Source organism: Variovorax gossypii, from assembly GCF_003965815.1.
Lineage (GTDB): Bacteria > Pseudomonadota > Gammaproteobacteria > Burkholderiales > Burkholderiaceae_C > Variovorax > Variovorax gossypii.
The window spans coordinates 315,210-336,739 of sequence record NZ_RXOE01000002.1 but is presented as its reverse complement, the minus strand read 5'-3'; the positions used below and the strand labels follow the sequence as shown (position 1 = coordinate 336,739).

Annotated in this window: 17 protein-coding genes; 1 reads left to right on the top strand and 16 read right to left on the bottom strand. The window is 68.3% G+C overall.

What is annotated here, in order from left to right; all coding sequences use genetic code 11:
- Window positions 1–3: 3 nt before the first annotated feature.
- From murG to dksA, 14 genes are all read right to left on the bottom strand, one after another.
- The gene (murG, locus tag EJP69_RS09285) at window positions 4–1,068 is read right to left on the bottom strand and encodes an undecaprenyldiphospho-muramoylpentapeptide beta-N-acetylglucosaminyltransferase (RefSeq protein ID WP_126469617.1); all 1,065 of its coding nucleotides are present in this window, start codon (window positions 1,066–1,068) and stop codon (window positions 4–6) included.
- On the bottom strand, window positions 1,065–2,363 hold the full coding sequence (ftsW, locus tag EJP69_RS09280) for a putative lipid II flippase FtsW (RefSeq protein ID WP_093196948.1): 1,299 nt from the start codon (window positions 2,361–2,363) through the stop codon (window positions 1,065–1,067). The genes murG and ftsW overlap by 4 nt, the downstream gene beginning before the upstream one ends.
- On the bottom strand, window positions 2,360–4,567 hold the full coding sequence (gene murD, locus EJP69_RS09275; RefSeq protein ID WP_126469615.1) for a UDP-N-acetylmuramoyl-L-alanine--D-glutamate ligase: 2,208 nt from the start codon (window positions 4,565–4,567) through the stop codon (window positions 2,360–2,362). The genes ftsW and murD overlap by 4 nt, the downstream gene beginning before the upstream one ends.
- A 19-nt stretch (window positions 4,568–4,586) precedes the next feature.
- The gene (gene mraY / locus EJP69_RS09270) at window positions 4,587–5,765 is read right to left on the bottom strand and encodes a phospho-N-acetylmuramoyl-pentapeptide-transferase (protein WP_093299737.1); all 1,179 of its coding nucleotides are present in this window, start codon (window positions 5,763–5,765) and stop codon (window positions 4,587–4,589) included.
- A gap of 15 nt (window positions 5,766–5,780) precedes the next feature.
- Complete coding sequence (locus EJP69_RS09265; protein ID WP_126469613.1) at window positions 5,781–7,226, bottom strand: UDP-N-acetylmuramoyl-tripeptide--D-alanyl-D-alanine ligase; 1,446 nt, start codon at window positions 7,224–7,226, stop codon at window positions 5,781–5,783.
- Window positions 7,223–8,782, bottom strand: coding sequence for a UDP-N-acetylmuramoyl-L-alanyl-D-glutamate--2,6-diaminopimelate ligase (locus EJP69_RS09260; protein WP_126469611.1), 1,560 nt, complete (start codon window positions 8,780–8,782; stop codon window positions 7,223–7,225). The genes EJP69_RS09265 and EJP69_RS09260 overlap by 4 nt, the downstream gene beginning before the upstream one ends.
- A 2-nt stretch (window positions 8,783–8,784) precedes the next feature.
- Window positions 8,785–10,539 (bottom strand): peptidoglycan D,D-transpeptidase FtsI family protein, encoded by a 1,755-nt coding sequence (locus EJP69_RS09255; RefSeq protein ID WP_126469609.1) that lies wholly within the window; start codon window positions 10,537–10,539, stop codon window positions 8,785–8,787.
- Window positions 10,536–10,910: a cell division protein FtsL gene (ftsL, locus tag EJP69_RS09250; protein WP_093196957.1), complete on the bottom strand. Its 375-nt coding sequence runs from the start codon at window positions 10,908–10,910 to the stop codon at window positions 10,536–10,538. The genes EJP69_RS09255 and ftsL overlap by 4 nt, the downstream gene beginning before the upstream one ends.
- Window position 10,911: 1 nt before the next feature.
- Window positions 10,912–11,835 carry a 16S rRNA (cytosine(1402)-N(4))-methyltransferase RsmH gene (gene rsmH, locus EJP69_RS09245; RefSeq protein WP_093196960.1) on the bottom strand — a complete coding sequence of 308 codons (924 nt, stop codon included), beginning with the start codon at window positions 11,833–11,835 and terminating at the stop codon, window positions 10,912–10,914.
- 8 nt (window positions 11,836–11,843) lie between these two features.
- Window positions 11,844–12,272, bottom strand: coding sequence for a division/cell wall cluster transcriptional repressor MraZ (gene mraZ, locus EJP69_RS09240; protein ID WP_081270207.1), 429 nt, complete (start codon window positions 12,270–12,272; stop codon window positions 11,844–11,846).
- A gap of 272 nt (window positions 12,273–12,544) precedes the next feature.
- Window positions 12,545–13,873, bottom strand: a complete 1,329-nt coding sequence (gene hslU, locus EJP69_RS09235) for an ATP-dependent protease ATPase subunit HslU (RefSeq protein WP_093196961.1) — start codon at window positions 13,871–13,873, stop codon at window positions 12,545–12,547.
- Between the two features lie 2 nt (window positions 13,874–13,875).
- A complete protein-coding gene (gene hslV, locus EJP69_RS09230; protein ID WP_007832466.1) occupies window positions 13,876–14,421 on the bottom strand; it encodes an ATP-dependent protease subunit HslV in 546 nt (181 codons plus the stop codon).
- A 58-nt stretch (window positions 14,422–14,479) separates the two neighbouring features.
- Window positions 14,480–16,117, bottom strand: a complete 1,638-nt coding sequence (locus tag EJP69_RS09225) for an STAS domain-containing protein (RefSeq protein ID WP_240652097.1) — start codon at window positions 16,115–16,117, stop codon at window positions 14,480–14,482.
- An 84-nt stretch (window positions 16,118–16,201) separates the two neighbouring features.
- Window positions 16,202–17,164: an RNA polymerase-binding protein DksA gene (gene dksA / locus EJP69_RS09220; protein WP_240652156.1), complete on the bottom strand. Its 963-nt coding sequence runs from the start codon at window positions 17,162–17,164 to the stop codon at window positions 16,202–16,204.
- Between the two features lie 402 nt (window positions 17,165–17,566).
- Here dksA and EJP69_RS09215 point away from each other — a divergent pair, with 402 nt between their 5' ends.
- The gene (locus tag EJP69_RS09215; protein ID WP_126469605.1) at window positions 17,567–19,069 is read left to right on the top strand and encodes a YdgA family protein; all 1,503 of its coding nucleotides are present in this window, start codon (window positions 17,567–17,569) and stop codon (window positions 19,067–19,069) included.
- A gap of 79 nt (window positions 19,070–19,148) precedes the next feature.
- On the opposite strand, the gene EJP69_RS09210 is transcribed toward EJP69_RS09215, so the two are convergent.
- Window positions 19,149–20,201, bottom strand: a complete 1,053-nt coding sequence (locus tag EJP69_RS09210) for a CobW family GTP-binding protein (RefSeq protein WP_126469603.1) — start codon at window positions 20,199–20,201, stop codon at window positions 19,149–19,151.
- 110 nt (window positions 20,202–20,311) lie between these two features.
- Entirely contained in the window at window positions 20,312–21,526 is a 1,215-nt protein-coding gene (locus EJP69_RS09205) for a class I SAM-dependent rRNA methyltransferase (RefSeq protein ID WP_126469601.1), read from the bottom strand.
- Between the last annotated feature and the right edge of the window lie 4 nt (window positions 21,527–21,530).

Genomic DNA, 21,530 nt, shown 5'->3' with positions numbered 1-21,530 from the left:
GCTTCATTTCGTTAACTCCTCGCAGGCGCGGACGACCGCCTCGACGGCTTCGGTCTTCTGCATGGTCTTGGCCTTCGCGGCCTTCTCTATCAGCGCATCGCGCCCGGTTTTCTGTAGCAAGTCAGCCAGCAATTCAGGAGTGAGGTCGGCCTGTTGCACCAGCCATCCGCCGCCCGCGTCCACGAGGAAGCGTGCGTTGGTGGTCTGGTGGTCGTCGACCGCCGAGGGGAAAGGCACGAACAGCGCTGCTGCGCCGACGGCCGCGATTTCAGTGACGGTGCTGGCGCCGGCGCGCGCGACGATCATGTCGGCGTCCGCATAGGCCTGCGCGGTGTCTTCGATGAAGGGCGTGAGCTCGCCCTCGACGCCAGCGGCTTCGTAGTTGGCGCGCAGTTCGTCGATCTGCTTGGCGCCGCTCTGGTGCAGCACCTGCGGGCGCACGGCCGGCTCGATGCGGGCCAGCGCCTGCGGCACCACGGTGTTGAGGCCGCGCGCGCCGAGGCTGCCGCCCACCACCAGCAATTTCAGCGGACCGGTACGGCCCGCGAAACGCTCGGCCGGTTCGGCCTTGGAGGTGAAGGCCGCGCGCAGCGGGTTGCCCACCCATTGCGCCTTCTTCAGCACATTGGGGAAGGCGGTGAACACGCGGTCGGCCACGCCCGCCAGCACCTTGTTGGCGAGGCCTGCGACCGAGTTCTGCTCGTGCAGCACCAGCGGCTTGCCGACCAGCACGCCCATCATTCCGCCCGGGAAGGTGATGTAGCCGCCCAGGCCCACCAGCACGTCGGGCTTCACGCGGCGCACCACGCCCAGGCTCTGCCAGAAGGCGCGCAGCAGCTTCAGCGGCAGCAGGAACAGCGTGAGCGGACCCTTGCCGCGCACGCCGCCGAACTGCACGGGCTCGAAGGCGAAGCCTCGCGGCGGAACCAGCTTTTCTTCCATGCTGCCGGGCGCGCCCAGCCAGTGCACCTTCCAGCCGCGCTCGCGCAGGGCCTCGGCCACCGCGAGTCCGGGGAAGATGTGGCCGCCGGTGCCGCCGGCCATCACGAGTGCGGTGCGGCCGGTCATACGCGGCCTCCCCGCATCAGCACACGGTTCTCGTAGTCGATGCGCAGAACGATCGCCAGCGCCACGAGGTTCATCAGGATCGCGGAGCCGCCGAAGCTCATCAGCGGCAAGGTCAGCCCCTTGGTCGGCAGGGCGCCCAGGTTCACCCCCATGTTGATGAAGGTCTGGAAACCCAGCCACACGCCCACGCCCTGGGCCACGAGGCCAGAGAACACGCGGTCGAGCGCGATGGCCTGGCGGCCGATGTGCATGATGCGGCGCGTGAGCCAGAGGAACAGGCCGATGATCAGCAGCACGCCGACCAGGCCGAACTCCTCGCCGATCACGGCCAGCAGGAAGTCGGTGTGCGCCTCGGGCAGCCAGTGCAGCTTCTCGACGCTGCCGCCCAGGCCCACGCCGAAGATCTCGCCGCGCCCGATGGCGATCAGCGAGTGCGACAGCTGGTAGCCCTTGCCCAGCGCGTGCTCCTCGCTCCACGGATCGAGGTACGCGAAGATGCGCTCGCGGCGCCACGGGCTGCTCGCGACGATGGTGCCGAAGGCCACCACCACCAGCGCGGCGATCAGGAAGAACATGCGCGCGTTCACGCCGCCCAGGAACAGGATGCCCATGGCGATCACGGCGATCACCATGAAGGCGCCCATGTCGGGCTCGGCCATCACGAGCATGCCGACCACCACCACCGCCACGCCCATCGGTAGCACGGCGCGGAAGAAGCGCTCCTTGATCTCCATCTTGCGCACCATGTAGCTGGCGGCGTAGAGCACCATCGCGAGCTTGGCCAGCTCCGAGGGCTGGAAGCGCATGAAACCCATCGGCAGCCAGCGGCGCGCGCCGTTCACGTTGATGCCGATGTGCGGAATGAGCACCGCCACCAGCAGCAGCAGCGAGGCCACGAAGAGCCAGGGCGCGGCGCGCTCCCAGGTCTTCATCGGGATCTGGAAGGTCAGCAGCGCGGCGATGAACGCGAACACCACCGAGGCCGCGTGCCGCGTGAGGAAGTACGAGGCGCTGTAGCCGGCGCGCGCGAAGCGCGGGTTGTCGGGCAGCGCGATGGAGGCCGAATACACCATGATCAGGCCCCAGGTCAGCAGCGCGACCGTGACCCAGACCAGCGCCTGGTCGAAGCCCAGCACGCGCATCGGCGTGGCTTTCGTCTGCGCGATGCCGGCGCCGCCCAGCCGCACGGGCAGGTGCACGGGCAGCGAGTCGATCCCGCTGCGCGCACGCCTGAACCAGCCGCCGAAACGGCTGGTGGATGCGTTGGGCGTGGCGCCTGAGGCGGCAGAGTTCAAACCGGGTCCTCCGTCGTCGTCGAATCGCCCAGGCCGCGCGGGCTGTCCTCGTAGGCCTGCACGGCCTCGCGGAACACCTCGGCGCGGTGCGCGTAGTCCTTGAACATGTCGAAGCTCGCACAGGCCGGTGACAGCAGCACGGCATCGCCGGGGTTGGCGCGCGCGGACGCGAGCTTCACGGCCTCGTCCATCGAGGCTGCGTGCAGCAGCGAGACGCCGGTCGATGCCAGCGCGGCTTCGATGATCGGCGCGTCGCGGCCGATGAGCACCACGGCGCGCGCGTACTGGCGAACGGGCGCGGCGAGCGGCTCGAAGTCCTGCCCCTTGCCTTCGCCGCCAAGGATGACGACCACGCGGCGCTCCTCGCCCAGCCCGGTAAGGGCGGCGGCGGTGGCGCCCACGTTGGTGCCCTTGCTGTCGTCGAAGTACTCGACCTCGTCGATGATGGCGACGGGCTCCACGCGGTGCGGCTCGCCCTGGTACTCGCGCAGGCCGTAGAGCATGGTGTTCAGCGGGCAGCCGGCGGCGCTGGCCAGCGCCAGGGCCGCGAGGGCGTTCATGGCGTTGTGACGGCCGCGGATGCGCAGCGCATCGGCGGGCATCAGGCGCTGCAGGAAGATTTCTTCCTCGACCACGGCGCCGCGCTTGCGCTTCTGCGTCTCGTCGGCCTCCAGCGCGCGCACCAGCCAGGCCATGCCGTTGACGCGCTCGATGCCGTAGTCACCCGGGCGCAGCGGCATGGCGGAGCCGAAGGTGACATGCGTGCGGATCTGCGGGCGCTGCAGCTTGACCCTGACGGGCGCGGGCAGCATGGCCATCACGCCGGCATCGTCGCGGTTGAGGATCATGAGCCCGTGCGCGCCGAAGATGCGCGCCTTGGCCGCGCCGTAGGCGGCCATGTCGCCGTGCCAGTCGAGGTGGTCCTGCGTGAGGTTGAGCACCGTGGCGGCGGTGGGCTCGAAGCCCTGCACGCCGTCGAGCTGGAAGCTGGACAGCTCCAGCACCCACACGTCGGGCAGCGTCTCGGCATCCATGTGCGCCGTGAGCGTGTCGAGAAGCGTCGGGCCGATGTTGCCGGCCACGGCCACGGTCTTGCCCGCGCGCTCGACCAGCTGGCCGGTGAGCGAGGTGACGGTCGTCTTGCCGTTGGTGCCGGTGATGGCGAGCACCGCGGGCGTGTAGCCCTTGGGTGCCTCGGGCTCGACGGGCGGTGCCAGTTCGAGTTGCGGCGAGGGCTCTTCCTCGACCGCGGCCGAGGCCGGGTTGGTGGCGGAAAGCTCGGCGATGCGCGCGACGAACTCCGCGGCCTCCTTGGCTGCCGTCGGGACGTAGGGCTTGCCGGTGGTGGGCAGGCGGGAAACGGTGGCCGGCGCGGGAGCGGGCACTGCCGGCGCAGCCTCGGGAGTAGTGGCTTCGGGAGCTTCCGGCGTTTCGGCCGTGGTCGCGTCGGCGGCTTCCGGTGCCGATTCCGGCGCGGCTTCTGCCGCCGGCTGCGCGACGGGTTCCGTGGCTTCGGCAGGCGCGGGCGATTCCTCGGCCTGCGGCGGCTGCGGCACGGCAACGCTCATCGACGGATCGCGCGGCATGGCTTCGGCTTGCGCGGGCACGGTCGGCTCTGGGGCGGGTTCGGCAACGACTTCAGCAACAGGCGGTTCGGCTTCGGCAGGGACAGCAGGCTGCTGCGCCGGCTCAGCCTCGGCCGCTGCCTGATCGGCATCCGCAGGCTCTTCCAGCGGCAGTTGCGCCTGGGGCTCCGGCTCGACGGCTTCCACGGGCGCTTCGGCCACGGGTTCGGCCGGAGCTTGCGTTTCGGGCTCGGTCTCGGGTTCTGGCTCGACCTCCACCACAGGCACTTCCACCGTGCGCAGATCCAGCAGCGCACGCGCGAACAGGTCCAGCTCGCCGCCGACCGGCAGCCCGACGGCACGCGCCGCGTCCGCCACCGGCGCGATGGTCTCGGGCGACAGGCCCGGCGAGCGATACACGGCGCGGATCGGCGTGCCTTCGACCAGCGCGGCCGAGAACGGTCCACCTACGAAAGTCACGCCGGGCAGTTCCTCGCGCAGCTTGGAGAGCAATGCCGGCGCCTCGCGCGTGTCGGCCACCGTCACGACCGCGCCGTGCCGCGCGCACCAGCGCGCCATCGCCAGCCCGGACGCGCCGAGGCCGAGGATGAGGACGGGGAGGTCTTTCAGGTGACGCATGCTTCTTCTCTTCTTCCGTTCACCGCAGCTTCAGCGTCGAAAGGCCCACGAGGCACAGCAGCATCGTGATGATCCAGAAGCGCACCACGACCTGCGTCTCGCGCCAGCCGCTCTTCTCGAAGTGATGGTGCAGCGGCGCCATCTTGAGCACGCGACGGCCTTCGCCGAAGCGCTTCTTCGTGTACTTGAAGTAGGTGACCTGCGCCATCACCGAGATCGCCTCGACCACGAAGATGCCGCCCATGATGAAGAACACGATCTCCTGGCGCACGATGACCGCGATGGTGCCCAGCGCGCCGCCCAGCGCCAGCGCGCCCACGTCACCCATGAACACCTGCGCCGGATGCGTGTTGAACCACAGGAACGCGAGCCCCGCGCCGGCCATGGCCGAGCAGAAAACCAGCAGTTCGCCCGAGCCCGGGATGTTGGGAAACAGCAGGTACTTGGAATACACCGCGCTGCCCGTGACATAGGCGAACACGCCCAGCGCCGAGCCCACCATCACCACCGGCATGATCGCCAGCCCGTCGAGGCCGTCGGTCAGGTTCACGGCATTGCTCGCGCCCACGATCACGAGATACGTGAGGATCACGAAGCCGATGCCGCCCAGCGGATAGCTCACTTCCTTGAAGAAGGGCACCAGCAGGTTGATCTTGGGCGGGAAGTCGAGGTCGAAGCCCGACTGCACCCACGCGAAGAACAGCTGCACCACGCGCCAGTTGGAGCTTTCCGAGATGCTGAAGAGCAGGTAGAAGGCCGCGATCAGGCCCACCACCGACTGCCAGAAATACTTCTCGCGCGAGCGCATGCCCTCCGGGTCCTTGCGCACCACCTTGCGCCAGTCGTCCACCCAGCCGATGGCGCCGAAGCCCATGGTGACCCACAGCACGATCCACACGAACCTGTTGGAGATGTCGAACCACAGCAGCGTGGCGAAGGCGATGGCGAACAGCACCAGCACGCCGCCCATGGTGGGCGTGCCGCTCTTGGTGAGGTGCGTCTCCATGCCGTAGCCGCGCACCGGCTGGCCGATCTTGAGCGCCGTGAGGCGCCGGATCACGTAGGGGCCGGCCACCAGGCCGACCACGAGCGCCGTCAGCGCGGCCATCAACGCGCGGAAGGTGAGGTACTGGAAGATGCGCAGGAACCCGAACTCGGGCGACAGCGTCTGCAGCCATTGGGCCAGTGTCAGCAGCATGTGGTTTCGCGCGGCTCATGCGTCATGGCCGCCCTCCTCTTGTTGTTGTGGTTGTTGTTGTGCCTGCTCGACGACCTGCACCACGCGCTCCATCTTCATGAAGCGCGATCCCTTCACGAGCACGCTGCCGACCTGCGGCAGGCGCGCGAGCACCGCCGCGCGCAGCGCGTCGAACTCTTCGAAATGGCGTCCGTCCGAACCGCCGAAGGCAGCGACGGTGTGCGCCGTCGCGGCGCCCAGCGCGTAGACGGACTCGATGCCGCGCAGGCGGGCATGCTCGCCGACCTCGGCGTGGAACTCGGGCGAGCGGTCGCCCACCTCGCCCATGTCGCCCAGCACCAGCAGGCGCGGGCCCGGCAGGGCCGCGAGCACGTCGATGGCGGCGATCACGGAATCGGGGTTGGCGTTGTAGCTGTCGTCGACCAGCGTGAGCGCATGGCCGCCCGGCAGGGCGATCTCGCTGGCGCGCGAACGCCCCTTCACCGGCTCGAAGGCCGACAGGCCGGCCCCGATGGTCTCCAGCGACACGCCCGCCGCGAGCGCGCACGCCGTGGCGGCGAGCGCGTTGACGACGTTGTGCCGGCCCGCGATGTGCAGGCGTGCATCGAAGTCGCCCACCGGCGTGCGGATGCCTACGGCCCAGGCGCCCTGCTTCCATTCGGCGCGCAGCAGAGAGACGTCGGCGTCCTCGTGCTCGCCGAAGGTCAGGCAGCGGCGCGAGCCGCCGTCGTGCGCCATGTCGGTCCACAGCGAGGTGAACTCGTCGCCGTGCGGGAAGACGGCCGTGCCGTCCTCGGGCAGCACCGCGAACACGGCAGCGTTCTCGACAGCCACCGCCTCGACGGTGGCCATGAACTCCTGGTGCTCGCGCTGCGCGTTGTTGACCAGCGCGATGGTCGGGCGCGAGATGGCCGCCAGCCGCGCGATCTCGCCCGGATGGTTCATGCCCAGCTCGAGCACCGCACGCTGGTGCTGCGCTCGCAGGCGCAGCAGCGTGAGCGGCACGCCGATCTCGTTGTTGAAGTTGCCGGCCGTGGCGAGCGCACGTTCGGCACGGAAGGCGAACAGCACGGCCGCGATCATCTGCGTGACCGTGGTCTTGCCGTTGCTGCCGGTCACGGCGATCAGCGGCAGATCGAACTGCGCGCGCCAGCCCGCGCCGAGCGCGCCGAGCGCGACCAGCGAGTCGGGCACCTCGAGGCCGGCGAGGCCCGCGGCCTCCAGGCCATGGTGCGCAATGGCGGCCACCGCGCCCTGCTTCTTCGCATCGGCCAGGAAATCGTTGGCGTCGAAGCGCTCGCCCTTGAGCGCCACGAACAGGTCGCCGGGCGCGAGCGTGCGCGTGTCGGTGTGCACGCGGGCGATGACGATGGAGCCGTCGCCCACCAGACGGGAACCCGGAATCCATTGCTGGATCCGGGCCAGGGTGATGTCGAGGGGCGTGGTCGTGGCAACGCTCATGCCGCTGCTCCTCGCTTCGCCAGCGCCTGCAGCGCATGGGCCTTGTCAGAGAACTCGATGCGCTGGCCGGCGATTTCCTGCCAGGCCTCGTGACCCTTGCCGGCGATCAGCACGACGTCTTGCGGCGCGGCCTGCGCGATAGCGTCGGCGATGGCGGCCGCGCGGTCAGGCTGCACCTGCGCCGCATCAGGGCGCGAGAAGCCTCGCAGCACCTGGCTGATGATCGCATCGGGCTTTTCGCTGCGCGGGTTGTCGCTGGTGACGATCACGCGGTCGGCCTGGCGTTCGGCGACGGCAGCCATCATCGGACGCTTGATCGGGTCGCGGTCGCCGCCGCAGCCGAACAGGCACCACAGCGCGCCGCCGCGCTGCCTGGCCAGCGGGCGCAGGCCGATCAGCGCCTTGTCGAGCGCGTCGGGCGTGTGGGCGTAGTCGACCACGGCCAGCGGGGCGCCTTCGCCGGTGCCCGCGCGGTCCATGCGGCCCGGCACGCTGGTGAGGTTGGCGCAGGCGGCCACGGCCTGCTGCAGCGTGAGGCCCAGTGCGCGCAGCGTGCCGAGCACGCCCAGCAGGTTGGACACGTTGTACTGGCCGATGAGCCCGGTCGACAGGCGCTCCACGGCAGCCGTGCCGTGCTCGGCCACCGAGAACTGCAGGCCCTGCGCGTCGTAGCCGATGTCGCGCGCCACGAGCCGGGCCGGCTTGCCGCCGGCCGAGACGGTCCAGACGTCGAGCGCGCCGATGCCGGCGTCGATCAGGTTCGCGCACAGGCTGGCGCCGTGCGTGTCGTCGATGTTGATCACCGCGGCGCGCAGGCCGGGCCAGCGGAACAGCTCGGCCTTGGCCTGCCAGTAGGCGTCCATGCTGCCGTGGTAGTCCAGGTGGTCCTGGGTGAAATTGGTGAACACGGCCACGGCGATCTGGGCGCCGTCGAGGCGGCGCTCGGCGATGCCGATGGACGAGGCCTCGATGGCGCAGGCGCCGAATCCGCGCTCGACCAGCGAGCGCAGCTCGCGCTGCATCATCACCGGGTCGGGCGTGGTGAGGCCGGTGTAGGTCAGCTCGGGCGGCACGCCGATGCCCAGCGTGCCCATCACCGCGCAGGGCGACGGGGCGTCGCGCTGCATGGTGCCGTCGGGCTTCATCACGCGAACGCCGCCCGCCGCGCGCAGCGTGGAGAGCGACTCGGCCAGCCACCAGGCAGTGGAGGTCTTGCCGTTGGTGCCGGTCACGGCCAGCAGCTCGAGCAGGGCCGAGGGGTTGTCGTAGTAGGCCGAGGCGATCGGGCCGGTGGCGGCCTTCAGGCCGGGGTAGCTCACGATGCGCTCGTCACCATCGAAGCCGAAGGGCTCGACGCCCTCGTGCTCCACCAGGCAGACGGCGGCACCCTGCGCCAGCGCGGCGGCCACGTGCCTGCGGCCGTCGGTGGCGGCGCCCGGCCAGGCGATGAAGACGTCGCCCGCGCCCACGGCGCGGCTGTCGGCGTGCAGCGCGGCCTGCGGCGCGCGCTCCTTCAGCCAGGCGGCGACCAGTTGGGGGGAAGTGAAGGTCAGCATGTTCAGAAGCTCTCGTCGACGCCCTGCGTCATCACAAGCGGTTTGACCGCCAGGTCGGGCGGTACGTTCATCATGCGCAGCGTCTGCTGCACGACCTCGCTGAACACGGGAGCGGCCGCCAGGCCGCCGAAATACTGGCCGTCGCTGGGCTCGTCGATCATCACCGCGACGATGATGCGCGGCTTCTCGATGGGCGCCATGCCGGTGAACCAGGCGCGGTACTTGTTGCTGGCGTAGCCCTTGCCGACCTGCTTGTGGGCCGTGCCCGACTTGCCGCCGACCGAGTAGCCGACCGTCTGCGCGCGCGTGCCGGTACCGCCTGGGCCCGCGGCCATCTGCAGCATCTTGCGCACCGCCAGCGCGTTCGAGGGCGAGAACACGCGCACGCCCACCGGCGGCTCGGAGTTCTTCAGGATGGTCACCGGAATGAGCGAGCCGTCGTGCGCGAACGCGGTGTACGAATGCGCCATCTGGAACAGCGACGCCGACAGGCCGTAGCCGTAGGCCATGGTGGCCTGCTCGACCGGCTTCCAGGTCTTCCAGGGGCGCAGCCGGCCCGTCACGGCGCCGGGGAACTGGATCTGCGGCTTCTGGCCGTAGCCCAGCGCGGTGTAGGTGTCCCACATCTCGTGCGGGGTCATCTTCTGGGCGATCTTGAGCGCGCCGACGTTGCTCGACTTCTGGATCACGCCCTCCACCGTCAGCGTGCCGTAGTTGTGCGTGTCGCTGATGGTGAAGCCGCCGATCTGGTAGCGGCCGGGGCCGGTCTCGATGAGCGTCGAGGGCTTCACGCGGCCGGCCTCCAGCGCCATGCCGACCGTGATCGGCTTCATGGTCGAGCCGGGCTCGAAGGTGTCGGTGAGCGCGCGGTTGCGCAGCTGCTCGCCGGTGAGGTTCTGGCGCTTGTCGGGCACGTAGCTCGGGTAGTTGGCCAGCGCCAGCACTTCGCCGGTGACGGAGTCGAGCACCACCACGCTGCCGGCCTTGGCCTTGCGCGCGGTCACGGCGTCGCGCAGCTTCTGGTAGGCGAAGAACTGCACCTTGCTGTCGACGCTGAGCTGGATGTCCTTGCCGTCGAGCGGCGGCACGGTCTCGCCCACGCCCTCGACCACGCGGCCCAGGCGGTCCTTGATGACGCGGCGCGAACCGGCCTTGCCGGCCAGGTCCTTGTTGAAGGCCAGCTCGATGCCTTCCTGGCCGTTGTCTTCCACGTTGGTGAAGCCCACCACGTGCGCGGCAGCCTCGCCCTCGGGGTACTGGCGCTTGTATTCCTTGCGCTGGTAGATGCCCTTGAGGTTCATCGCCGCGATCTGCTTGGCGATGGGCTCGTCGACCTGGCGCTTGATCCAGACGAAGGTCTTGTCCTCGTCCTCCAGCTTCTTGTCGAAGTCCTTCTGCGACATCTCCAGCAGCTTGGCCACCTGCTTGAGCTTGGCGCGCACATCGGGGTCGTCGCGCTCGATGTCCTCCGGAATGGCCCAGATGCTGGGCGCGACCACGCTGGAAGCGAGGATGAGCCCGTTGCGGTCGAGGATGCGGCCGCGGTTGGCCGGCAGCTCGAGCGTGCGCGCGAAACGCACCTCGCCCTGCCGCTGGAAGAAGCTGTTGCCGATGACCTGCACGTAGGCAGCCCGGCCGGCCAGCACCAGGAAGCCGAAGGCGATGCCGGCCACGATGAGCTTGCTGCGCCACACCGGCGTCTTGCTCGCGAGCAGGGGACTGGTGGTGTAGCGCACGCTGCGGTTGCCCCGGTTCATCGCGTGGCCCTCGCTGCGGTGGCCGGCTTCGCCGCCGGTTTGGCTGCCGGCTTGGCGGTCGTGGCAGCCGGCATCGGCGCAACCGGCGCGACGGCCGGGATCACCGAGCCGTCAGGCCGTACGTACTGCGTGATCGCCGGGGAAGTGGTACGCATCTGCAGCTGCTCCTTGGCGAGCCGCTCGACGCGCAGCGGCGTGGCCTGCGCGCGCTTCTCGACCTGCAGGCGGTCGCGTTCGGTTTCCAGGCGGCGGGCGTCCTGCTGCACGCGGTCAAGCTCGGTGTAGAGCTGGCGCGACAGGTACTGGGTGTGCACAAGGTACAAAGCCGTCGCAATGACGGCCATCAGCAGGAGCAGATTCACACGGGCCATGTCAGTCGGCCTCCGTGCGTTCCGCCACTCGAAGAATGGCGCTGCGTGCTCGAGGATTGCCGCTTACCTCGGCCTGCGAGGGCTTGATGCGCTCCAGGGCGCGCAGCTTCATGGCCTTGGGCGCGGCGAACGGCGCGCGGCGGTCGTAGACCTCCTTCGAGTGCTTGGCGATGAACTGCTTGACGATGCGGTCTTCGAGCGAGTGGAAGCTGATCACCGCGAGCCGCCCGCCGGGCTTCAGCACCGAGAGGCTGGCTTCTAGCGCCTGTTGCAGCTCTTCAAGCTCGGCGTTGATGAAAATCCGAAAAGCCTGAAATGTGCGCGTTGCAGGGTTCTGGCCCGGCTCGCGGGTTTTGACCGTGCCAGCCACGAGCTCGGCCAGTTCGGCGGTGGTTGAAACTGGGCCCCGTTCTTGTCGGCGAGCAACAATCGCCTTTGCAATCTGAACAGCAAACCGTTCTTCGCCATAGTCACGGATCACCTCTGCAATCTGCTGTAGTTCGGCCGTTGCCAGCCACTCGGCCACGCTCTCGCCGCGCGTGGTGTCCATGCGCATGTCGAGCGGGCCATCGAAACGAAAACTGAAACCGCGCACCGGGTTGTCGATCTGCGGCGAGCTCACGCCCAGGTCCATCAGCAGGCCGGCCACGCTCGCGTCGGGCAGTTCGCCCAGCGAGCGGAATCCCTGGTGGCGGATGGAAAAACGCGCATCCGAGATGCGCGCTGCTTCGGCCACTGCTTCCGCATCCTTGTCGAATGCGATGAGCCTGCCTTCCGGCGCCAGCCGCGCGAGGATCGCGCGCGCGTGCCCTCCCCGTCCGAAGGTGGCGTCCACGTAGGTGCCGGTGGCCGCGGTGCTGCCGGATAGAAGAGCTTCCACCGCCTCGCCGAGCAAGACGGTCGTGTGGGTCCAGGGCGTGTTCACGGTGCCCCTCAGAACGCGAAGTCCTGGAATACGTCCGGCATCTCGCCCTGGGTGGCCTCGGCCTCCTTGGCCTCGTAGGTGGCCTTGTCCCAGAGTTCGAAGTGGTTGCCCATGCCCAGCAGCAGCGTCTCTCGCGTGATGCCGGTGGCCGCGCGCAGCTCGGGCGACACCAGGATGCGGCCGGTGCCGTCCATCTCGACGTCCATGGCGTTGCCCAGGAAGACGCGCTTCCACCACTGCGCCGACATCGGCAGCGCGGCGATGCGCTCGCGGAATTTCTCCCATTCGGGACGGGGGAACACCATCAGGCATCCGTGCGGATGCTTGGTGATCGTGAGCTGGCCGCCTGCCGTCGCGCTCAGGACGTCACGATGCCGGGTCGGCACGGAGAGCCGCCCCTTGGCATCCAGACTGAGCGATGAAGCGCCTTGAAACACGACCACGAAACCCCTGTGTTGGGAGTGCTGCAGCACCCGAAAGAGGCACTACTCGCACTTTTTCCCACTTAACTGCACTTTTTTGCACTGTAGCAGGAAACACTTCGGAAGCAACTGGCCGTTTGGGCTATTTTTTGTAATGGAATCAACGACTTAGCGCCGATTCCAAATCCTTGGAATCGGCGAATTTCGTTGAAAATGAAGTACTTAGCTCACGCAGTGAAAGTGATGCGTGAAGGATTCCCCCGTTACAGGGGGAAGGAGAAGCGGCTTCAGAGGATGAAGCGCGAAAGGTCTTCGTCGTGACTTAGTGCCGCAAGGCGCTGGTCGACATAGGCGGCATCGATGCGGATCGATTGCCCTTCGAGGCGGGTCGCGTCGAAGCTTACCTCATCCAGCAGGCGCTCCATCACGGTCGACAGGCGGCGCGCGCCGATGTTCTCGGTGCGCTCGTTCACCTCGAAGGCGATGGTGGCCAGCCGGTTCACGCCTTCTGGAGTGAATTCGAGCGTCACGCCCTCGGTGGCGAGCAGCGCCTGGTACTGCTTCACGAGCGAAGCACGGGTCTGCGTGAGGATGCTCTCGAAGTCCGCCACCGAAAGCGACTGCAGTTCCACGCGGATCGGAAAGCGCCCCTGCAGCTCGGGAATCAGGTCGCTCGGCTTGCTCAGGTGGAAGGCGCCGCTCGCGATGAACAGCATGTGGTCGGTGCGCACCACGCCGTACTTGGTGCTGACGGCCGTGCCCTCCACCAGCGGCAGCAGGTCGCGCTGCACGCCCTGGCGCGACACGTCGGAGCCCTGGGCTTCGCTGCGGGTGGCGACCTTGTCGATCTCGTCGATGAAGACGATGCCGTTCTGCTCGGCATTGGCGATCGCCTGCGTACGGATCTCGTCCTCGTTGACCAGCTTGGCGGCCTCCTCGTCTGTCAGAAGGCGCAGCGCCTCGGCGATCTTGAGCTTGCGCGTCTTGCGCTTGCCGCCGCCGAGCTGGCCGAACATGCCGCGCAGCTGCTCGGTCATTTCCTCCATGCCGGCGGGGCCCATGATCTCGAGCGGAGCACGGGCCTCGGCGAGGTCGAGCTCGATCTCCTTGTCGTCGAGCTGGTGCTCGCGCAGCTTCTTGCGGAAGGCCTGGCGGGTGGCGTTGCTGGAGTCGGTCGCGGCAGCGGTGCCGTCGGCGCCGCGCGCCGCGGGCAGCAGCACGTCGAGGATGCGCTCCTCGGCGGCATCTTCGGCACGCGCGCGCACCTTCACGCTCTCGGCCTCGCGGGTCTGCTTGACGGCGATTTCAGCCAGGTCGCGGATGATCGAATCGACGTCCTTGCCCACGTAGCCCACCTCGGTGAACTTGGTGGCCTCGACCTTGATGAAGGGCGCGTCGGCCAGCCGCGCGAGGCGGCGGGCGATCTCGGTCTTGCCCACGCCCGTGGGGCCGATCATGAGGATGTTCTTCGGCGTGATCTCGTGGCGCAGCTTGTCGTCGACCTGCTGGCGGCGCCAGCGGTTGCGCAGGGCGATGGCCACGGCGCGCTTGGCGGCCGGCTGGCCGACGATGTGGTTGTCGAGCTCGGAGACGATCTCCTGGGGGGTCATGGACATGGTCAGAGCGCTTCCACCGTGTGGTTCATGTTCGTGTAAATGCAGATTTCTCCGGCGATCGCCAGCGATTTGCGCACGATCTGCTCGGCCGAGAGCTCGGTGTTCTCGATCAGCGCCTTGGCCGCCGACTGGGCATAGGCGCCGCCCGAGCCGATGGCGATCACGCCGTCCTCGGGCTCCAGAACGTCGCCGTTGCCGGTGATGATGAGGGAAGTGGTGGCGTCGGCCACGGCGAGCATGGCCTCGAGCTTGCGCAGCACGCGGTCGGTGCGCCAGTCCTTGGTGAGCTCGACCGCTGCGCGGGTCAGGTGCCCCTGGTGCTTCTCGAGCTTGGCCTCGAAGCGCTCGAAGAGCGTGAAGGCGTCCGCCGTGGCGCCCGCGAAGCCGGCAAGCACCTTGCCGTGATAGAGGCGGCGCACCTTGCGCGCCGTGCCTTTGATGACGATGTTGCCGAGAGTGACCTGCCCGTCCCCGCCGATGGCGACCTGGTCGCCTTGGGGGGTCTTGCGGCGCACGCTCACGATGGTGGTGCCGTGAAACTGTTCCATCGCAGCCATCTGGGGGTGGCCAAAAGCAATGCAACCCGCGCAAGGGCCGGCCGGGCCCTTAGTTTTTTCTAACTGCCACGGTCGCGTGATCGGCAATGCCTACCAGGTTGAACAGCGCCGCGATGAGCCGGTGCGCATCGACGAACTGCACGCGCTCGCCGTTGGCATCGCGCGTGCGCACCCAGCTCAGCAGCGTGCCCGCCGCCGCGAGGTCCATGCGCAGCAGCGCGGCGCACGAGATGACGGGCGCCGTGGTGTGGCGCAGATCGTGGTCCAGCCGCTGCCAGTTCGAAAGCGACTCGCCCCGCAGGTCGCCCGCCAGCGCGGCAAAGCCGCTGTCGGTGGAGGGAAAACTCTCCGAATCGCCGCCGACCGACAGCAGCGACCACACCGAGCTGGGCCGGCTCGCGGGCGGCGCGGCCAGCGAGGTGCATTCGCCTTTCGGGTCCTGCCAGGCGGGCGGCGACACCTCGTAGGTGATGCAGTAGTTGAGCGCCACCAGCTCGAAGTCGTCCGGCAGGTGCATCATGCGCAGCGCAGCCAGGTGCAGCTGCCACCAGACCTCGTCGGTGCCGCGCTCGTTGTTGGGCGCGGCCTCGGACAGCACGGCCAGCAGCTGCGCCGAGCCCATGAAGCGAAGCTGCACCGGCGAATCGGCCCAGTGGGTGAACAGCACGCGCAGCGGCGCGGCGGCCTCGGGCTCGACGGCATGCAGGCCGCGCCAGTCGAGCGTCCAGACCGAGCCGGCCTTCGACAGCGCACGCGTCAGGTCCATCAGGCCCTCGCGCCCCAGGCGCGTGGGGCAGGTCCAGTCTGCATGAGCGCTGGCACCATCGGCGGCGGCTCCGGCAGCCTCCTCGCTGGCAGTGACGGCCTTGACGCTGCGGGCCAGCTCTTCGAGCGAAACCCAGTCGGGCCCCATGCGCCGCATGCGCTGCGCATAGCGCATGCGCGCGGCGGCGAACTTGGCGGCATCGCCGGTCGCGCGGTAGAGGTCGAACAGGGCTCGCCAGCGGCTGTCGTCGCGCTCGGCGGCTGCATCGTGCCCGCCATCGGGAATCGACGCGCCTTCGGAGGAAGCCAGGGCCTGCAGCAGGATCGCCTCGGCGCCCGTGTCGTCGCCGTGCGCGAAGCGGATCACCGCCTCCTCGAGCGCGCCGTCGTGCGCAAGGCGCGACGACAGCAGCGGCACGCCTTCGGCCACGGCCGGAGCGGCGCCGCCGCTCGGGGTCACCGCCGCGGCGGGCAGGGCCTCCGCGGGCTCGGAGAGCAATTCGTCGGTGTGCACCGGCGGCAGGGTTTCCGCGCCGGCGTCGGGCGGCGGATTGACGAGCGTTTCGCCGTTCGGCCCCCGCCCCTTCCACCACTGCTGCGACATCTGCTGCTCGATCTCGTCGATCTTCTTGAGCGTGAGCGCGCGGCCCTCCGACCTTTCGGAGGAGCTGTTGATATTGAACGAGGACGGCGTGACCGTCGCCTCGAAGGCATGCGCCGCGGCTTCGCGCTGGCGCAGCTTGCGCAGCATGTCGAACTCGCGCCGGCGCACGAAATCGTTGCGCTGGCGCCGCTCGATCATCTCCTTGAGCATCTCCCGGCTGTAGGTCTGCGCGGGCAGCGACGAATCCGAGGGCGAAGCGGACGCAGGGGCATCCAGCTCCGACCAATCCTTCAGGGGATTGCGGACAAACTTGGCCACCTTGGACAGAAGGCGGCCCGATTCTTCCTTTGGCATTCGGCGGAGGCTATCGAAGAGGCTGGCTTTTATCTACCTTGCTTTGTTTCAATCCCCGAACATCTTCTGCTTGAGCTCGCGGCGCTGCTGCGCCTCGAGCGACAGCGTCGCGGTCGGGCGGGCCAGCAGGCGGCCGACGCCGATGGGTTCGCCGGTTTCGTCGCAGTAGCCGTAGTCGCCCGCGTCGATGCGCTGGATCGACTGCTCGATCTTCTTGAGCAGCTTGCGCTCGCGGTCGCGGGTACGCAGCTCGAGGGCGTGCTCTTCCTCGATGGTGGCGCGGTCGGCCGGATCGGGCACGACCACCGTGTCTTCACGCAGGTGCTCGGTGGTCTCGCCGGCGTTCTCCAGGATGCCGCGCTTGAGCTCCTCGAGCTTCAGGCGGAAGAACGCCATCTGCTTTTCGTTCATGTACTCGTCGTCCGGCATGGCGATGACTTCGGCATCGCTCAGTTCTGCGGGCGACTTGGTTTTCCAGTTGTTGGCCAGTTTCGGATCTTTCTTGATGGCGAGGGGCGGCGGAGGCACCAGCGCGTTGGAGTGGCTTTGCGAGAAAGTGGACTTGGCGGCCGTCGATGCCACCGACTGCGGCATCGAGGGGACGGTCAGTTGCGACAGCCGGGACACGCGGCCACCACGCGCGGCGGGTGCGGGCGTGGCGGTTTGAGCGGGCATCGAGGGTGTCGCCGGGGCGGAAGTGGAGGCGGCAGCCGTTTTTTTCATGGGGATCGGGGGGACAGAAGGAACGGCAGCAGGGCGGCCGACGGGTTTGGATGACGATGAGCCCGCGCCCGCGGTCTTGGTGGCGGCAGTTGCAGGCTTGGCGGACTTCTTTGTCGCAGCGGTCGCGGCCTTGGCCGGTGGTGCTGCGGGCTTTTTGGATGGCGCGCTTTTCTCCTTGGTCGCGGAACCGGAAACCTTCCTGGCCGCAGGTACAGCCTGCTTCGCAGCCGTCGCCTTCTTGACGGCGGGCTTGGTTGCTGGCGTAGCCTTGGCGGCGGGTTTCTTCACGGTGACTGGCTCCTTGGACGAACTGGAACGCGCTTTCACTGGGTGTCTCCTCCCATGAGGCCCCTTGCGGCTTTCAGACCGCACGGGCCCCGTTGTCGGGGTGCCCGCCAAGTGGCGAACCCCGGGGTTATACCCCCGAAAGCCCGCCAGAAACGTATGGCGCCCCGTGCCGGAAGTCACATCTTGTCCTTGGGAGCAGGACGTGGCTTGCGAAACAGGCGCGCGATTGTATAGAGAACTCGACGGCGCGGGACATGTTCCGGCGTGCCGTCCGACTCCGTTAGCATCGCCCGGCGCCGCCGGAGGGGGCGGCGCGCGGGCCCCGGCCCTTGTCCATATGGCGCAGGGGGCTTATCCGATCATTCCGATCAATCGCAAGACAGACAGAAGAAAGCACAAGCCTTGAACAAGAAAGCAGTTTTGGGAGTCCTGGCCGCGGCCATCGCGGTCGCCTACGGCGGCAGCACCTGGTGGGCCGGTTCGCAGATCAAGTCCCGTTACGACACCGCGCTTGACGAGCTGCCGAAGCAGACCGCGCTGGTGCGCGTGACCGAGCGCAAGTACGAACGCGGCTTCCTGGGCGCCGTCAGCACCGTCACGCTGGAAATCGGCTGCGCGGCCGATGCCGCCGCCAGCCCGGCTGCCAGCCAGCCCACCGCCGGCCAGGACGAAGAGGAAAAGGAAGACGGCGAGGAAGACGACACCCCCGCCATCAAGCCGCCGAAGCAGCTGCGCCTGACCATCCGCGACACCATCCACCACGGCCCGCTGGCCGGCGGCACGCTGGCGGCCGCCACCATCGACAGCGAACTGGTGCTCGACGCCAAGGCGCAGGCCGAGGTCAAGAAGCTCTTCGGCGAGGCCAAGCCCCTGTCGGCCCGCACCAAGGTCGGCTTCGACGGCGCCTTCACGACCGACTTCACGGTCGCTCCCGCCAAGCTGGCCGAGGACGGCAAGGGCCGCCTCGACTGGCAGGGCCTGCAGGCCCGCGTGAACGTGAACGCCGCGCGCACCCAGGCCCGCTACGACCTGAGCATGCCCGGCCTCGACTTCAACGACGTGAAGAGCGGCGTGACCATGAAGATGGGCAAGCTCGTCGCCAAGGCCGACATGGACAGCAGTTCCGGCTGGTTCCTGGCCACCGGCAAGAGCGAGGGCCGGCTCGATTCCCTGGAGTTCACGGTCAAGAAGAAAGCGGCCGAGGACGGCTCGGAACCGCCGAAGGCGCTGCCGGCCGTCGTGCTGCAGAACATCGACCTGGTGGGCGATGCGAGCATCAAGGACGGCCTCTACATGTCCACCGGCACCCTCAAGGGCACCGGCAAGATCGGCGAGACCAAAATCGACAAGTTCGAGCTGACCAGCGGCGCGCGCCGCATCCACGGCGCCGGCTACAAGAAGCTGGCCGACGCCTGGATGCAGTCCAGCGCCGCAAACAGCTGCGGCAAGGGCGGCAGCAAGGCCTCCCAGGCGGCCATGCAGGCGCTGGTCGAGCAGCTCACGCCCGACCTGAAGGCCATGGCCAAGTACTCCCCCGAAGCCGGCATCGACAAGCTGCTGGTCGAGATCGACGGCAAGCGCGCCGAACTCGGCTACTCGGCCGGCATGGCCGGCGTGACCGACGAAGACCTGCAGCTGCCGGGTACGGCGCTGATGATGAAGCGCGGCGTGCTCAAGGCCCACGCGCGGCTGCCCATGAAGTGGCTCGAGAAACTGGCCGAGACCGGCGCCGAGAGCGGCCAGACGCCTCCGCCTGAAATGGTGGCCGGCCTGGTCGAACAGGGCGAGGAAAGCGGCTTCGTGAAGCGCGACGGCGACGACGTCACCGCCCAGGTCGAGTTCAGCGACGGCGCCCTGAAGGTCAACGGCAAGCCGCTGGGCGGAATGGGTGGCGCGGGCAAGTAAAGCCGCCCTGCCCCAATGAAAAACGGCGCTGGCCCCAGGAGGCCAGCGCCGTTTTTTTCAGGAAGCCTTCAGTTCAGGCTCAGACCAGGCACTGCTCCAGCCCCTGCTCCAGGATCTCGCGCGGCAGCTCGATGCCGATGAACACCATGCGGCTCTGGCGCGCCTCGTCCTTGCCCCATTCCGGGCCCAGGTCGCTGCCCATGAGCTGGTGCACGCCCTGGAAGATCACCTTGCGCTCGGTGCCCTTCATGTTCAGCACGCCCTTGTAGCGCAGCATGCGCGGGCCGTAGATGTTGACGATCGCGCCCAGGAAGTCTTCCAGCTTCGCCGGATCGAAGGCGCGGTCGGCCTTGTAGACGAAGCTCTTGACGTCGTCGTCCACGTGGTGATGGTGGCCATGGCCCTCGTGCTTGTGCGAGGGGTGGTCGCAGTGCTCGCCATGCACGTGGTCATGGTCGTGATGATCGTGGTCGTCTTCCGTCAGGAAGTCGGGGTCGATGTCGAGCTTGGCGTTCAGGTTGAAGCCGCGCAGGTCGAACACGTCCTTCAGCGGCACCTCGCCGAAATGCACCTTCTGCTGCGGCGCGCGCGGGTTCATGTGCTTCAGACGGTGGATCAGCGCGTCGGTCTCGTCGGCCGACACCAGGTCGCTCTTGCTGATGAAGATCTGGTCGGCAAAGCCCACCTGGCGGCGCGCTTCCTGGCGGTCGTTGAGCTGCTGCGGCGCATGCTTGGCGTCGACCAGCGTGAGGATCGAGTCGAGCAGGTAGCTCTCGGCGATCTCGTCGTCCATGAAGAAAGTCTGGGCCACGGGACCGGGGTCGGCCAGGCCGGTGGTCTCGATCACCACGCGGTCGAAATCGAGCAGGCCCTGGCGCTTCTTGGCGGCCAGCACTTGCAGCGCCTCGCGCAGGTCTTCGCGGATGGTGCAGCAGACGCAGCCGTTGCTCATCTGCACGATCTGCTCCTTCGATTCGGTCACGAGGATGTCGCTGTCGATGTTCTCCTCGCCGAACTCGTTCTCGATGACCGCGATCTTCTGGCCGTGGGCCTCGGTCAGGATGCGTTTGAGCAGCGTGGTCTTGCCCGAGCCGAGAAAGCCGGTGAGGATGGTCGCGGGAATGAGGGCCATGGGGAAAGTGCTCCGGAAGCGGAAAACAGGAAATGGGGGCCGTGGAAGGCGCGGCCCGGCAGTTTAGCCAATGCCACTGAGTTGCGTTGGCGGCAGGGTCAAGCCCCGCTTCAGGCGGGCTTCCGGACTACCACCAGGCCCTTCAGGTACTCGCCTTCCGGGAATTCGATGGTCATCGGATGGTCGGGCGCGGCGCCCAGCCGTTCGGCGATGTAGCCGTCCACGCCCGCGTCGAGCCCCGCCGAGGCCACGATCTTGTGGAACAGGTCGGCGCTGATGCCGCCCGAGCACGAGAAGGTCAGCAGCACGCCGCCCGGCTCCAGGATCTTGAGCGCCAGCCGGTTGATGTCCTTGTAGGCCCGCGATGCGCGCTCGGCATGCGCCACCGTAGGCGCGAACTTGGGCGGATCGAGCACGATGGCATCGAAGGTGCGCCCCTGGTCGATGAACTCGCGCAGCACGGTGTTGACGTTGGCATCGAGGAACTCGGTCTCGATGCCCTGCCCCTCGAAGCCGTTGAGCGCCAGATGCCCGCGCGCCCGCTCCAGCGCCGGCAGCGAGGAATCGACCGACACCAGCTGCGCGCCCTGCAGCGCACCCGCCGCCTTCAGCCCCGCCAGCGCCGCGACGGTGAACCCGCCCGTGTAGCAGAAGCAGTTGAGCACGCGCCTGAAGCGCCGGTGCTGCGCCAGCTCGGCGAAGCGCTGGCGGCTGTCGCGCTGGTCGAGGTAGAAGCCGGTCTTGTGGCCGGTGGCGATGTCGAGCGAGAGCTTCCAACCGTGCTCGCGGATGACGATCTCGGTCGGCCCTTCCCCGCGCAGCCAGCCCGTGACAGGCTTCAGCCCCTCGCGCTCGCGGCCGCTGGCGTCGGAGCGCTCGTAGAGCTTCGAAAGGCCCGTGGCCTTGAGCAGCGCATCGGCCAGCACGCCCTTCCAGCGCTCCACGCCGGCCGAGAGGAACTGCGCGACCAGCGTGTCGCCGTAGCGGTCGACGATCAGTCCCGGCAGCCCGTCGGCCTCGCCATGCACCAGCCGCACGCCGTCGCTCTGCAGGTCGAAGAGGCCTCGCGCGCCCACGGCGCGGGCACACAGCGAGGCGAGGAAGGCCGCGTCGATGCGCTGCGTCTCGACGAAGCTCCAGGCCCGCGCACGGATCTTGGAAAGCAGGCTGAAGGCGGCCCATGCGAGAAAGGTGCCGTCGTGCGACTCGACGCGCACCGTCTCGCCGGAATCGGCGCCGCCGCGCGCGATGGCGGATTCGAACACCCAGGGATGGCGGCGCTGCAGCGAGCGCTCCTTGCCGGGTTTGAGGCGAAGGGTTTTCATTTTT